Genomic DNA, 14,061 nt, shown 5'->3' on the forward strand with positions numbered 1-14,061 from the left:
GGCGAGGGTTATTCTGTCGGGCTCTTGACCTAGAGTGCGGTGCATGACGTTGACCGAACCGGTGATCATCGGAGCTCTCTCCCCGTCCCGGGCAGGCGATTTCATGACCTGTCCCCTGCTCTACCGGTTCCGGGTCATCGACCAGCTGCCCGAGAAACCCTCCCCCGCGGCCGTGCGCGGCACCGTGGTGCACGCCGTGCTGGAGCGGCTCTACGACCTGCCGGCGCCGCGCCGGTCGGTGCAGGCGGCGCTGGAGCTGCTGGAGCCCCAGTGGCAGCGGCTGCTGCAGGAGGACGAGCAGTACGCGCGGATGTTCGCCGACGACGCCGAGCAGGCCGAGTGGCTGGCGCAGGCGCGGGCGATGCTGGAGCGCTACTTCACGCTGGAGGACCCGACCCGGCTGGAGCCGGCCGAGCGCGAGCTCTACGTGCAGGCGGTGCTGGAGGGCGGCCTGATGCTGCGGGGCTACGTCGACCGGCTCGACGTGGCGCCCACCGGCGAGGTCCGGGTGGTCGACTACAAGACGGGCAGCGCGCCTGGCCCCGACTTCGAGGCCAAGGCGCTGTTCCAGATGAAGTTCTACGCGCTGGTGCTGTGGCGGCTGCGCGGGCAGGTGCCCCGGCTGCTGCAGCTGGTCTACCTGGGCGGGCGCGGCGAGGTGCTGCGTTACGCCCCCGACGAGGCCGACCTGCTGGCCACCGAGCGCAAGGTGATGGCGCTGTGGACGGCGATCGAGCGGGCGCTGGAGACCGGCGAGTGGCGGGCGCGCCGCAGCAAGCTGTGCGACTGGTGCGACCACCAGGCGTTGTGCCCGGAGTTCGGCGGCACCCCGCCGCCGGTGCCCGACCGCCAGCCGGGCGACACGGTGCGCAGCAACCGGCGCGCGGCCACCGACGAGCTGTAGCCCTCCGACAGGCCGCCCCTTATCCTCCGGAGGGAGGAGTTCAAGGCTCTCACCTGGGCCTACAGTGAAGCGGTGCGGATCGACCGACCCCTGTTCCACGACACGGTCCTGGCCGTGGTGGTGGCCGCGGCCTCGGTGACGCTCTTCCTCCTCTACGGGCCCGAGCGCCTGGAGCCGGCGGAGCTGACGACGGTGAGCATGCGCGCGCCCGACGGGCTCGGGGCGTCGCTGCTGGTGCTGGCCGCCGCGCCCATCGCGGTGCGCAGGCGCTGGCCGCTGGCGGCGCTGTGCGCGGGCCTGATCCCCGAGACGGCGCTGACCGCGCTGGGTTACGGCACCGGCGCGTCGGGGGTGTCCAGCCTGGTGCTGGTGTACTCGGTGGCCTCCAACCGGGGGCTGGCGGTGGCGCTGGGCGGGCTGCTGGTCTCGCTGCTGACGTACGCGGTGGGGGCGCTGGCGGGCCCGGTCACGCCGCCGGGCGTGAGCGGGCACGTGGTGGCGGTCCTGGTGTTGCTGGCGGTCTGGGGGGCGGGCAGGAGCCTGCGGCTGCGGCGGGCGTACCTGGAGGAGCTGCGCGACCGGGCGGCCAGGCTGGAGCGGGCCCACGCGGCCGACACGCGGGCCGCGCGGGCCGAGGAGCGCTCGCGCATCGCCCGTGAGCTGCACGACGTGGTGGCCCACCACGTGAGCGTGATGACGGTGCAGGCGGCCGCGGCGCGGCGGGTGCTGGCCGCCGATCCCGACCTGGCGCGGGAGGCGCTGTCGGCGATCGAGAACACCGGGCGGCTGGCCATGTCCGAGATGCGCAACATCGTGGGCGTGCTGCGTACCGACGCGCGGGCCGAGCTGGGGCCGCAGCCCGGCGTGGGCGACCTGCCGGGGCTGGTGGAGCAGATGCGCGAGGCGGGGCTGCCCACGCGGCTGCAGGTGGAGGGCGAGCCGCGGCCGCTGCCCGCCGGGGTCGACCTGGCCGCCTACCGGCTGGTCCAGGAGGGGCTGACGAACAGCCTGCGGCACGCGGGGGCCGGGGCCGAGGCGGTGGTCACCGTCTCCCACGACCCCTCGGGCCTTGACGTACGCGTCGAGGACGACGGCCGGGGCACGGCGCCGGCGGCCGACCGGCCGGGCCACGGCCTGGTCGGCATTCGCGAGCGGGTCGCACTCTATGGTGGAATTCTGAACATCGGTCCGCGACCGGGGGGCGGTTTCGAGGTGCGGGCGAGGTTCCCGTTGAAGGACGGCCAATGACGATCAGAGTGCTGCTGGTGGACGACCAGCCGCTGCTGCGCACGGGATTCCGCCTGATCTTGGAGGCCGAGTCCGACATCACGGTGGTCGGCCAGGCCGGCGACGGCAACGGCGCGATGGAGCAGACCAGGGCGCTGCTGCCGGACGTGGTGCTCATGGACATCCGCATGCCGGGCGTCGACGGCATCGAGGCGACCCGCCGGATCGTGCGGGAGGCCGCGCCCACCGCGCACGTGCCGAAGGTGCTGGTGCTGACCACGTTCGACCTCGACGAGTACATCGTGGAGGCGCTGCGGTCGGGGGCGTCGGGCTTCCTGCTGAAGGACGTGCCGCCCGACGAGCTGGTGCAGGCGATCCGGGTGGTGGCGGCGGGCGACGCGATCGTGGCGCCGAGCGTGACCAGGCGGCTGCTCGACCGGTTCTCCAAGCGGCTGCCCTCGGCCTACGAGCAGGCCACGCCGGCCCGTCTCGACCGGCTGACCGAGCGGGAGCTGGAGGTGCTGCGGCTGATCGCCAAGGGCATGTCCAACGCGGAGATCGCGGCCAAGCTCGTGGTGAGCGAGACGACGGTCAAGACGCACGTGGGCAACGTGCTGACCAAGCTGGGGCTGCGCGACCGGGTGCAGGCCGTGGTGCTGGCGTACGAGACCGGGCTGATCACGCCCGGCGCGATGTCCTGAGGCCGCCGCCCCGGCAGGAGGGCGGCGGCCGCAAGGTCAGGCCCGCGTTCAGGCCCGATCAGGCTCGGTTCAGGCCTGGGTCGCCGCGGCGGTCGCGGCGGCGGGCGCGTTCTCCGGGAAGTGGCAGGCCACGCGGTGGCCGCCGGCCAGCTCCTCCAGCGGAGGCTCGACCGTCTTGCAGATCTCCTGCGCCTTCCAGCAGCGGGTGTGGAAGCGGCAGGCCGGCGGCGGGTTGAGCGGGCTCGGCACGTCGCCGGTGAGCCGGATGCGCTCGCGTTCCTTGCGCGCCTTGGGGTCGGGCACGGGCACGGCCGACAGCAGGGCGTTGGTGTAGGGGTGCATCGGCGAGCTGTAGAGGCTCTTGCGGTCGGCGATCTCGACGATCTTGCCCAGGTACATGACCGCGACCCGGTCGCTGATGTGGCGCACCACCGACAGGTCGTGGGCGATCACGACGTAGGTCAGGTCGAGCTCGTTCTGCAGGTCCTCCAGCAGGTTGACGACCTGGGCCTGGATGGACACGTCGAGCGCCGAGACCGGCTCGTCGGCGATGATGAGCTTGGGCTTGAGCGCGAGCGTGCGGGCGATGCCGATGCGCTGCCGCTGACCGCCGGAGAACTCGTGCGGGTAGCGGTTGTAGTGCTCGGGGTTGAGCCCGACCAGGGCGAGGATGTCCTGGACCGCCTTCTTGACGCCGTTCTCGGTCTGCACGCCCTGGATGCGGAACGGCGCGCCGACGATGGTGCCGACGGTGTGGCGGGGGTTCAGCGACGAGAACGGGTCCTGGAAGATCATCTGCATGTCGCGGCGGAGCGGCCTGAGCCTGCCCTGCCCCATGTGCGTGATGTCCTGGCCCTCGAAGACGACCTTGCCGCCGGTCGGCTCAAGGAGCCTGGTGACCAGGCGGCCGGTGGTGGACTTGCCGCAGCCGGACTCCCCCACCAGGCCGAGCGTCTCGCCCTTGTAGACGTCGAAGCTGACCCCGTCGACCGCCTTGACGGCGCCGACCTGCCGCTTGAGCAGGCCCTTCGTCACCGGGAAGTGCTTCTCCAGCCCCTGGACGGAAAGAAGCGGCTCGTTCGCGGTCACCGTCTCGCTCACTGGCTCTCCAGCACTGGCTTGATCTCGTTCTCCCACAGCTCCCGCCGCTCCGTCCTGCTCATGTGGCAGCGCACCAGGTGGCCGCCCTCGGTCTCGATCAGGCCGGGCACCTCACCGCTGGACTTGCCCCCGGTGCGCTCGGCGTAGGGACAGCGGGGGTGGAAGGCGCAGCCCGGAGGCACGTTGATCAGGGACGGCGGCGAGCCCTTGATCGGCAGCAGCCGTTCGGTGGGCTCCCGGTCGAGGCGGGGCATCGATCCCAGTAGACCCCATGTGTAGGGGTGCTCGGGACGGTAGAAGATGTCGTCGGCGGTGCCGTACTCGATGCACTTGCCGCCGTACATGACCAGGATGTCGTCGGACAGCTCGGCCACCACGCCCAGGTCGTGGGTGATGATGATCAGCGCGGAGTTGAACTCGCGCTGCAGGTCGACCATGAGGTCGAGGATCTGGGCCTGCACGGTCACGTCGAGCGCGGTGGTCGGCTCGTCGGCGATGAGCAGTTCGGGGTCGCACGACAGCGCCATGGCGATCATCGCGCGCTGGCGCATGCCGCCGGAGAACTCGTGCGGGTAGGAGTCGACGCGGCGCTGCGGCTCGGGGATGCCCACGCGGCCCAGCATGTCCACGGCGTGCTTCTTGGCGACGGCCTTGGTGACCTTGTGGTGGATCCGGTACGCCTCGACGATCTGGTCGCCGACCGTGTAGAAGGGGTGCATGGCCGACAGCGGATCCTGGAAGATCATCGCCATCTTCTTGCCGCGCAGCCCGCGCACGTGCTCCTGCGAGGCGCCCACGAGCTCCTCGCCGTCGAGCCAGATCTCGCCCGAGACGTTGGCGCCCTTGCCCTTGTGCAGGCCGAGGATGCCGAGGCTGGTCACCGACTTGCCCGAGCCGGACTCGCCGACGATGCCGAGGGTCTTGCCGCGTTCGAGGCTGAAGGTCAGCCCGTCGACGGACCTGACCAGGCCGTCGTCGGTCGGGAAGTGGATCTTCAGGTCCTTGACGTCGAGAAAGGGACTCACGCCAGCCTCACTCTCGGGTCAACGACCGCGTAGAGCAGGTCGACGATCAGGTTGGCCAGGATGATGAAGGCCGCCGCGACGATCGTGACGCCCATCACCTGGGGAAGGTCGTTGTTGCTGATGGCGTCGACGGCGTACTTGCCGATGCCGGGCAGCGAGAAGGTGCTCTCGGTCAGGACGGCGCCGCCGAGCAGCAGCCCCAGGTCGAGACCGAACATGGTGACCACGGGGGTGAGCGTGGCCCGCAACCCGTGTTTGACCACCACCTTCCGCTCGGGCAGGCCCTTGGCCCTGGCCGTGCGGATGTAGTCCTCCGACATGGTCTCCAGCATGCCCGCGCGGGTGAGGCGGGCGTAGCCGGCGGCGTACAGGAAGGCGAGCGTCACCCAGGGCAGCATGAGGTTGTTGGCCCAGGTGAGCGGGTCTTCGCTGATCGGCACCCAGTCGGCCACGTCGCCGACCAGGCCGAGCTGGTCGCGGAAGATGGCCAGGGAGACGATGCCGGTGAAGAAGATCGGCAGCGAGACGCCGGCCAGGGCGATGCCCATGGACAGGCGGTCGAAGAAGCTGCCGCGGCGCAGCGCCGACAACACGCCGGTGGCCACGCCGAAGATGACCCACACCACGGCCGCGCCCAGCGCCAGCGACAAGGTGATCGGCAGGCGGTTGAGCAGGTCGGGCAGGACCGGGTTCTGGCTGACGTAGCTGTAGCCGAAGCAGGGCGCCGGGCAGTGCTCGATGCCGGGGCCGTAGTTGCGGTCGACGCCGACGAAGATGCCCTGCACGAAACGTCCGTACTGGACCAGGATCGGGTCGTAGAAGCCGAGGCGCACAGCCGTGTCGTGGATCACCTCGGCGTTGGCCGCCTTGCCCACGTACCGGGAGGCCAGGTCGTCAGCGGACATCCCAGCGAGCCGAGGCACGAGGAAGAAGATGGCGAACGTCGCGATGCTCACCACGAAGAGCAGCATGACGGCCGCTATCAACCGTCTGAGAATGTATGTGAACACTGATCTCGGCCATGGCGGCCGGGCCTTGTGAGCCCGGCCGCCGAAGCCTTCACCTGCTTTCGGTACGTGACGTTCCGGCAGTTAGCGCCGTTGCTACTGGGTGCTCAGCGTGAGGAACTCGTACATGCCCCAGTTCTGGGAGACGAAGACGTTCTTCAGCTGCGGCGGACGGTAGAACAGGCCGTGCGCCCAGACGTAGGGAAGGATGTAGGCCGACTCCATGACCTGCTTGTCGACGGCGGCCCAGATGCTGTTGCGCTTGGTCGCGTCGGTCTCGCCCGCGGCCTGGTCGATCAGCTCGTCGATCTTGGGGTCCTTCACGCCGAGGTTGGTGTTACCGGCGGGACGGATGACCCGGCTGTCGACGATCTGCTGGAAGAAGCCGAAGCCCTCGGGGTAGTCGGCGCCCCAGCCGTAGACCATGAGGCCCAGGTTGTTCTTCTTGGCGAAGTCGGGCTTGCCGGCGTACAGCTTGAAGTAGTCACCCTGCGGGAAGCCCTTGAGCTCCAGCTTGATGCCCACGCGGCCGAGCGACTGCTGCAGCGACTCGGCGGTCTGCTTCTCGGCCGAGCGCTCGTTGCGGAAGGAGATGGTGGTGCTGAAGCCGTTGGGCTGGCCGCAGGCCGCCAGTTCTTCCTTGGCCTTGGCGATGTCACCGGTCGGGTTGGCCTCGACGCCGTAGGGGTCGATCTTCTCGTAGCCGGTCATCTTGGCCGGCATGAGGCTGAGGGCCACGTCGCCACCGGCGTCCGGGCCGCCGTAGGCGCCCTGGATGGCCGAGCGGTCCGTCGCGTACAGCACGGCCTTGCGGCAGTGGATGTTGTCGAACGGCGGCACGTCACCGTTGATGTTGGTGAACCAGGTGCGGTCGATCGGGGCCGAGTCGGCGTACTGCTTGACCTTGTCGTCGGTCAGCACGGTCTTGCGGGCGTTGGCCGCGACACCGGTGCTGTTGACCTTGACGTCGATCTTGCCGGAGAGCAGACGCTGGTCGAGGTCGTCCTCGTTCTGGCCGAGCAGCACCTCGATCGAGTCGTTGAGCTGCTTGCGGTTGGGGTCGGTCGCCGCGTCCCAGTTCGGGTTCTTGACGAGCTCGATGCGCTTGGTGAGCTCGTGCGACTTGAACATGTACGGGCCGGTCGCGACCGGGTGCTCCTTGTACTTCGAGCCGGTGTCCTTGGCCTCGGGCACGGGGGCCGTCTGCGGGAGCATGGCGAAGTAGTCGAAACCGCCGTACGCCTTCTTCAGGTGGAAGACGATCGTCTGGTCGTCGGGGGTCTCGATCGCCTTGAAGTCGTCGAGCTTGCCCTTCATCTTGTACGGGCCGGTGTAGCTGCCGACGTCGAGCCAGTCGTTGAAGTACGTCGGGCCGCTGGGCAGGATGTCCTTGTCCAGCGAGCGCGCCACGCCGTACTTGACGTCCTTCGAGGTCACGGGGGTGCCGTCCTCGAACTTGACGCCCTTGCGCAGCTTGTACGTCCACGTCTTGCCGCCGTCGCTCGGCGTGCCCAGGCCCTCGGCGAGGTCGCCGACGAGCTGCAGGCCCTCCTCGCCGGGGACCGGCTTGAACATGGTGAGCGCGCGCGTGTAGAGGCGGGCGAAGTTCCAGGCGTAGCCGTAGTACATGTCGCCCGGGTCCACCGAGTCGAAGTCGCCGGGCATGCCCATGTGGAGGGTGCCGCCGACCTTGTCCGACGGGTTGATGACCGCCGTCACACCCGCGTTGTACTTGCTGGACGGCTTGTCGTCGCTGCCCGAGCCGCTGGTGTTCTTGCTGCCACCGCCGCCGCCGCACGCGGAGACGACCACGGCGAGAGCGGCGGTCACCGCGATCGCCGACGCCTTAGATCTCATCTTCATCGACCTGACACACCCCTTGAATCTAGGAGTTGAGAGAACTTGCGGATAACTACTCACGAGGCCTTATCGGGCCTTGGGATCGAAGGCGTCCCTGAGGCCGTCACCGAGCAGGTTGAACGCCAGCACGGTGATGAAGATCGCGAGGCCGGGGAAGATCATGAAGTTGGGCGCCACGTCGTAGTTGTGGACCGCCTCAGCCAGCATGCCTCCCCACGTGGGGGTCGGCGGCCGCACGCCCACGCCGAGGAAGGAGAGTGCGGCCTCGAACAGGATGTTCGACGGGATCAGCAGCGTCGAGTACACGAGGATCGGCGCGAGCAGGTTGGGCAGGATCTCCTTGAACAGGATCGTGTGGTTGCGCGCGCCCAGGCTTCTGGAGGCGTCGACGAACTCCCGCTCGCGCAGGGAGAGCGTCTGGCCCCGGATGATGCGCCCGATGTAGGGCCAGTTGAAGAAGCCGATGATGAACACCAGCAGGCTGATCCTGAGGGTGTCGCCCGACATGCCGAACGCCTTGTCGGGGATGACGCCGGCCAGCGCCAGCGCGAACACCAGCAGCGGGAAGGCGAGGAAGATGTCCATCAGGCGGGAGATGATGGTGTCGATCCAGCCGCCGAAGAAGCCGGCGATCATGCCGAGCACGGTGCCGATCACCACGCACAGCAGCGTCGCGAAGAACGCGATCAGCAGCGAGATGCGGGCGCCGTACAGGATCCGGCTGAACAGGTCGCGGCCCGTGGTGGGCTCGACACCGAACAGGAAGTCCCAGCTCATGCCGCCGAAGGCGCCGATCGGAGCCTGGATCGCCGGGTCGATCTTCTCCCGGTGCCATTCGGCCGGGTCGTGACCGAGCCACGACACCAGCAGCGGCGCGAAGATCGCCACGAGGATCAGCAGGACGATGACGATGCCGCCGGTCATCGCGATGCGGTCGCGCTTGAGGCGCATCCAGGCGATCTGCCCGAGGGAACGCCCCCGGATGACTGAAGACTCCGCCCCCTCAAGAACGGTCTCCGGCCCGGCCTCGACGGCCGAGTCAGGAAGATCGAGCGGTGCGGTCATGCCAGTGGCCCCCTGGATTCCAGACGACGTCGTCCGTGTCGGCGCGACCCGGTCAGGGTAGTGCGCCCGTGCAAGGCGAGTCCGCAGAGTCGCGGCCCCAGGAGGCAGAATCTATGGCCTGAGCTGGTATGACCAGTCCCTCAGCGCTCGATGTGGCTCAACTGTGATTGACGCGAAACTTATTCGTATCGATCTTGATGTGAATGTCTACGGGCCGTCCCGGTTGGGTCTCGGAACTGTGACAGTGCCGATCCACGACCGTTTCCGTCCGAAATCAGCTGATGCCGCGGCGCTTCAGAAGCGCTTCGATATCGGAGAAGTCATCGTCGTTCTTGGCGGTCTTCGGGGCCACCGACGGCTGGGTCTTGTTCGCTACGGGCTGAACCGGCGGCTTCCCGCCCGGCTCGGGAGCGGCCTTCTTCTTGCGCCCCACGGACAGCCTGCGGCCGCGCATCACCCCGGACACCACGAACAGCACGGCGGCCAGGCCCGCCACGGCCACACCGGCCCACACCATCGGGTTGAGCACCAGCCCGGTGACGAACCCCACCGCGGTCGCCCCGATCGTCCACAGCGCGCTGAGCGCGCCGGTCAGGTAGGCCGCCACCGGCAGCAGGGACCAGGCCGCCAGCCGCATCCCCGCGGCCGCTCCCCGGCGCCTGAAGGCCAGGAAGCTCAGCACCAGCCCCACCGCCGTCACCCCGGCGCACAGCGGCAACCAGGCGATCTGATTGAACATTAAGGCCGCCCCTCGTCTCGACTACGCCTTCCATCCTGGCACGCGAAACGACGGGGGCCCCTCCTCCGCGAGGACCAGACGCCCCCTAGGGGATCAGCGTGCGCAGATCGGCGACGCCGACGTCGGCCAGCGAGGAGACCACCAGACGGCCGGGGGCCGGCTCGACGGGCAGCAGGTTGGGCACGGCCACGACGGCGCAGCCGGCCGCCGTGGCGGCCGCCACGCCGTTGGGTGAGTCCTCCAGCACCACGCAGCGCACCGGCTCGACGCCGAGCAGCCCGGCGGCCTTGAGGTAGGGCTCGGGGTCGGGCTTGGTCCGCTCGACGTCGGCGGCGGTGACGACGAGGTCGAAGCGGTCTTCGCCGAAGCCCTTCAGCACGGCGTCGGCGATCTCCCGCATCGACGAGGTGACCAGGCCGACCGGCACCCCCTCGTCGCGCAGCGCCTCCAGCAGCTCGGCGGCCCCCGGCATGACGGCGACGCCCTCGGCCAGGCGCTCGACCATGCCGGAGACCATCCACTCCTGCACCGTCGGCGCCGGCACGTCGGCCCCGGAGACGGCGAGCATGTAGTCGAGCGTGCGCTCCATGGACCCGCCGACCAGGTGGGCCTGGTGCTGCGGCGTCCACTCGGCGCCGAGCCTGGCCATCACCCTGGTCTCGATCTCCAGCCAGACCTTCTCGCTGTCGACGAGCAGGCCGTCCATGTCGAAGAAGACCGCTTCCACGTGCTTTCCCCCGATGACGAACTAGACGTTGAAGTACTTGGCCTCGGGGTGGTGCGCGACCAGCGCCGAGGTGGCCTGCTCGGGGTGGAGCTGGAACTCCTCCGACAGGCTGACGCCGATGCGCCCCGGGTCGAGCAGCTCGAACAGCTGCTGCTGGTCCTCCAGGTTGGGGCAGGCCGGGTAGCCGAAGGAGTAGCGGCAGCCCTGGATGTTGACCTTGAGCATGTCGTCGAGGGTCTCCTGGCCGCCGATGCCCCACTCCGAGCGCACCCGGGCGTGCCAGTACTCGGCCAGCGCCTCGGTGAGCTGCACCGACAGGCCGTGCAGCTCGAGGTAGTCGCGGTAGGCGTCCTTGGCGAACAGCTCGGCGGTGGCCTGGGAGATCTTGGCCCCCATGGTGGCCACCTGGAAGCCGACGACGTCGACCTCGCCGGAGTCCTTGCCGCGGAAGAAGTCGGCCAGGCACAGGTGCCGGTCGCGGCGCTGGCGCGGGAAGGTGAAGCGGGTGCGCTCGTTGCCGTCGTCGCCCAGGATGATCAGCGAGTCGCCGTCGCTGACGCACGGGAAGTAGCCGTAGACGACGGCCGCCTCCAGCAGGCCCTCGGTCTGCATGCGCTCCAGCCACATGCGCAGCCTGGGCCGGCCCTCGGTCTCGACCAGCTCCTCGTAGCCGGGCCCGTCGCCGCCCCTGGTGGGCTTGAGGCCCCACTGGCCCAGGAACAGGGCGCGCTCGTCGAGGAAGGCCGCGTACTCGTTCAGCGAGATGCCCTTGACCACGCGGTCGCCGTGGAAGGGCGGCGTGGGCACCGGGTTGTCGGCGGCCACGTCGGAGCGGGCCGGCAGCTCCTCGACCGGGGTGCGCTGCAGCACCGCGCCGGTCTTGACCCGCCGCTCGCGCAGCGGCGGCAGCGTGGCGCCCTCGACGCCGCGCTTGACGGCCATGAACGAGTCCATCAGCCGCAGCCCCTCGAACGCGTCGCGGGCGTAGCGCACCTCGCCCTCGAACAGCTCGGCGAGGTCCTGCTCGACGTAGGCGCGGGTGAGCGCGGCGCCGCCGAGCAGCACCGGGTACTTCTCCGACAGGCCCCTGGAGTTCATCTCCTCCAGGTTCTCCTTCATGATGACCGTCGACTTCACCAGCAGCCCGGACATGCCGATCACGTCGGCCTTCTGCTCGTCGGCGGCCTCCAGGATGGCCGAGACCGGCTGCTTGATGCCGAGGTTGACCACCTGGTAGCCGTTGTTGGACAGGATGATGTCCACCAGGTTCTTGCCGATGTCGTGCACGTCGCCCTTGACCGTGGCCAGCACGATGCGGCCCTTGGTCTCGCCCTCGACGCGGTCCATGTGCGGCTCCAGGTAGGCCACGGCGGCCTTCATCACCTCGGCCGACTGCAACACGAACGGCAGCTGCATCTGGCCGGAGCCGAACAGCTCGCCGACCGTCTTCATGCCGTCGAGCAGCACCTCGTTGATGATCTCCAGCGCGGGCCGCTGGGTGAGCGCGTCGTCGAGGTCGGCCTCCAGGCCCTTGCGCTCGCCGTCGATGATGCGCCGCTTGAGCCGCTCCCACAGCGGCAGCGCGGCCAGCTCCTCGGCCTTGCCGGCGCGCATGGCCGCGGCGTCGACGCCCTCGAACAGGTCCATGAAGCGCTGCAGCGGGTCGTAGCCCTCGCGGCGGCGGTCGTAGACCATGTCGAGCGCCACCTGACGCTGCTCGTCGGGGATGCGGGCCATCGGCAGGATCTTGGAGGCGTGCACGATGGCGGAGTCGAGGCCGGCGTTGACGCACTCGTTGAGGAACACCGAGTTGAGCACCATGCGGGCGGCCGGGTTGAGGCCGAAGCTGATGTTGGACAGCCCCAGCGTGGTCTGCACGCCCGGGTAGCGGCGCTTGAGCTCGCGGATGGCCTCGATGGTCTCCAGGCCGTCGCGCCTGGTCTCCTCCTGGCCCGTCGCGATGGGGAAGGTCAGGCAGTCGACGATGATGTCCTCGACGCGCATGCCCCAGTTGCCGGTCAGGTCCTCGATGAGGCGGGTGGCCACGCGCACCTTCCAGTCGGCGGTGCGGGCCTGGCCCTCCTCGTCGATGGTCAGCGCGACGACGGCCGCGCCGTGCTCGCGCACCAGGCGCATGATCTTCTGGAAGCGGGAGTCGGGGCCGTCGCCGTCCTCGTAGTTGACGGAGTTGACGGCCGCCCGGCCGCCGAGCATCTCCAGACCCGCCTGGAGCACGGCGGGCTCGGTGGAGTCGAGCATGATCGGCAGCGTGGAGGCGGTGGCGAAGCGGAAGGCCAGCTCCTTCATGTCGGCCACGCCGTCGCGGCCGACGTAGTCGACGCACAGGTCGAGCATGTGGGCGCCGTCGCGGGCCTGGTCACGGGCGGTCTCCACGCAGTCGTCCCAGCGGCCCTCCAGCATCGCCTCGCGGAAGGCCTTGGAGCCGTTGGTGTTGCAGCGCTCGCCGATGGCCAGGTAGGAGGTGTCCTGGCGGAAGGGGACCGTCTGGTAGAGGGAGGAGGCGCCGGGCTCGGGGTGGGGGCGGCGCGCGACCGGCTCCTTGCCACGCACCCGCTCGACCACCTGGCGCAGGTGCTCGGGGGTGGTGCCGCAGCAGCCGCCGACCAGCGACAGGCCGTAGTCGCGGGCGAAGGTCTCGTGCGCGTCGGCCAGCTCCTGCGCCGACAGCGGGTAGTACGCGCCGTCGGAGGTGAGCACCGGCAGGCCGGCGTTGGGCATGCAGGACAGCTTGAGCCGGGAGTGGCGGGCGAGGTAGCGCAGGTGCTCGCTCATCTCGGCCGGGCCGGTCGCGCAGTTGAGCCCGACGATGTCGACGCCGAGCGGCTCGATCGCGGTGAGCGCGGCGCCGATCTCCGAGCCGAGCAGCATCGCGCCGTTGGTCTCGATCGTCACCTGGGCGATGATCGGGACGTCCCGGCCGGCTGCCTCGACGGCCCGCTTGGCGCCGATGACGGCGGCCTTGACCTGGAGCAGGTCCTGGCAGGTCTCGATGATGAGCGCGTCGGCGCCGCCCGCGATCAGACCGGCCGCGTTGTCGCGGTAGGCGTCGCGCAGGCTGCGGTAGGGCAGGTGGCCCAGCGTCGGCAGCTTGGTGCCGGGACCCATCGAGCCGAGGACGAAGCGCGGCTGCTCGGGCGTGGACCAGTGGTCGGCCCGCTCGCGGGCGATGCGGGCGCCGGCCTCGGAGTACTCGAAGACGCGCTCGCCGATGTCGTACTCGCCGAGGGCGGCCAGGTTGGCGCCGAAGGTGTTGGTCTCGACGCAGTCGACGCCGACGGCGAAGTACGCGTCGTGCACGCCCTGGACGATGTCGGGACGGGTGACGTTGAGGACCTCGTTGCAGCCCTCGTGCCCCTCGAAGTCGTCGAGCGTCGGGTCCTGCGCCTGGAGCATCGTGCCCATAGCCCCGTCGGCCACGATCACGCGCTGGGACAACACTTCTCGGAAGGACGGGGAGATGCTCATGCCGTAGAGCTTATCGGCTGAGTCCCGACCGCTTATTCTTCCGCCTGTCAATTGACGCGGCGTCCAATACCGGTGGGCCCGTCCGGCTCTCCCGGCGTCGTCCCGGTGGGCGGTCCGCCCCCTTTCGGGGTGATCCGCTAGGGGCGAACGAAAGGGAGGGGTGAGCGCGGTGGGACGGGGGATAGTCGCGTGGTGGGCTGGGCGAAAGGGGTGGGCCGG

At 69.6% G+C, this 14,061-nt stretch carries 11 protein-coding genes; 3 read left to right on the forward strand and 8 right to left on the reverse strand.

Annotated features, from left to right (window positions below):
- Positions 1 to 43 precede the first annotated feature (43 nt).
- The 3 genes from AB0J76_RS41340 to AB0J76_RS41350 all read left to right on the forward strand — a co-directional run bounded on the left by AB0J76_RS41340 (position 44) and on the right by AB0J76_RS41350 (position 2,832).
- Complete coding sequence (locus AB0J76_RS41340; protein WP_352326887.1) at positions 44 to 904, forward strand: RecB family exonuclease; 861 nt, start codon at positions 44 to 46, stop codon at positions 902 to 904.
- 72 nt (positions 905 to 976) lie between these two features.
- On the forward strand, positions 977 to 2,152 hold the full coding sequence (locus AB0J76_RS41345; RefSeq protein ID WP_352326886.1) for a sensor histidine kinase: 1,176 nt from the start codon (positions 977 to 979) through the stop codon (positions 2,150 to 2,152).
- On the forward strand, positions 2,149 to 2,832 hold the full coding sequence (locus AB0J76_RS41350) for a response regulator transcription factor (protein ID WP_352326885.1): 684 nt from the start codon (positions 2,149 to 2,151) through the stop codon (positions 2,830 to 2,832). Before AB0J76_RS41345 ends, AB0J76_RS41350 begins: the two co-directional genes overlap by 4 nt.
- Before the next feature lie 69 nt (positions 2,833 to 2,901).
- On the opposite strand, the gene AB0J76_RS41355 is transcribed toward AB0J76_RS41350, so the two are convergent.
- The 8 genes from AB0J76_RS41355 to metH form a co-directional block, all read right to left on the reverse strand.
- Positions 2,902 to 3,933 (reverse strand): dipeptide ABC transporter ATP-binding protein, encoded by a 1,032-nt coding sequence (locus AB0J76_RS41355; RefSeq protein WP_352326884.1) that lies wholly within the window; start codon positions 3,931 to 3,933, stop codon positions 2,902 to 2,904.
- Positions 3,930 to 4,958 (reverse strand): ABC transporter ATP-binding protein, encoded by a 1,029-nt coding sequence (locus AB0J76_RS41360; protein WP_352326883.1) that lies wholly within the window; start codon positions 4,956 to 4,958, stop codon positions 3,930 to 3,932. Before AB0J76_RS41360 ends, AB0J76_RS41355 begins: the two co-directional genes overlap by 4 nt.
- Positions 4,955 to 5,968: an ABC transporter permease gene (locus AB0J76_RS41365; protein WP_364392886.1), complete on the reverse strand. Its 1,014-nt coding sequence runs from the start codon at positions 5,966 to 5,968 to the stop codon at positions 4,955 to 4,957. The genes AB0J76_RS41360 and AB0J76_RS41365 overlap by 4 nt, the downstream gene beginning before the upstream one ends.
- Before the next feature lie 93 nt (positions 5,969 to 6,061).
- Positions 6,062 to 7,828 carry an ABC transporter substrate-binding protein gene (locus tag AB0J76_RS41370; protein ID WP_352330500.1) on the reverse strand — a complete coding sequence of 589 codons (1,767 nt, stop codon included), beginning with the start codon at positions 7,826 to 7,828 and terminating at the stop codon, positions 6,062 to 6,064.
- Positions 7,829 to 7,891: 63 nt separating this feature from the next.
- Complete coding sequence (locus tag AB0J76_RS41375; protein ID WP_352330502.1) at positions 7,892 to 8,890, reverse strand: ABC transporter permease; 999 nt, start codon at positions 8,888 to 8,890, stop codon at positions 7,892 to 7,894.
- A gap of 274 nt (positions 8,891 to 9,164) precedes the next feature.
- On the reverse strand, positions 9,165 to 9,629 hold the full coding sequence (locus AB0J76_RS41380; RefSeq protein WP_352330504.1) for a cellulose synthase: 465 nt from the start codon (positions 9,627 to 9,629) through the stop codon (positions 9,165 to 9,167).
- A gap of 85 nt (positions 9,630 to 9,714) precedes the next feature.
- Entirely contained in the window at positions 9,715 to 10,356 is a 642-nt protein-coding gene (locus AB0J76_RS41385) for an HAD family phosphatase (protein ID WP_364392890.1), read from the reverse strand.
- Between the two features lie 21 nt (positions 10,357 to 10,377).
- Positions 10,378 to 13,842 carry a methionine synthase gene (gene metH / locus AB0J76_RS41390; protein WP_352325652.1) on the reverse strand — a complete coding sequence of 1,155 codons (3,465 nt, stop codon included), beginning with the start codon at positions 13,840 to 13,842 and terminating at the stop codon, positions 10,378 to 10,380.
- Positions 13,843 to 14,061 lie beyond the last annotated feature (219 nt).

Origin of the sequence: Nonomuraea sp. NPDC049624 (genome assembly GCF_040675255.1) — a bacterium.
Lineage (GTDB): Bacteria > Actinomycetota > Actinomycetes > Streptosporangiales > Streptosporangiaceae > Nonomuraea.

Bases quoted from the DNA above. Each gene is read 5' to 3' on its own strand.
- AB0J76_RS41340 (WP_352326887.1), top strand. From the start codon at position 44: ATGACGTTGACCGAACCGGTGATCATCGGAGCTCTCTCCCCGTCCCGG.
- AB0J76_RS41350 (WP_352326885.1), top strand. From the start codon at position 2,149: ATGACGATCAGAGTGCTGCTGGTGGACGACCAGCCGCTGCTGCGCACG.
- AB0J76_RS41370 (WP_352330500.1), bottom strand. From the start codon at position 7,828: ATGAAGATGAGATCTAAGGCGTCGGCGATCGCGGTGACCGCCGCTCTC.
- AB0J76_RS41375 (WP_352330502.1), bottom strand. From the start codon at position 8,890: ATGACCGCACCGCTCGATCTTCCTGACTCGGCCGTCGAGGCCGGGCCG.
- AB0J76_RS41380 (WP_352330504.1), bottom strand. From the start codon at position 9,629: ATGTTCAATCAGATCGCCTGGTTGCCGCTGTGCGCCGGGGTGACGGCG.
- metH (WP_352325652.1), bottom strand. From the start codon at position 13,842: ATGAGCATCTCCCCGTCCTTCCGAGAAGTGTTGTCCCAGCGCGTGATC.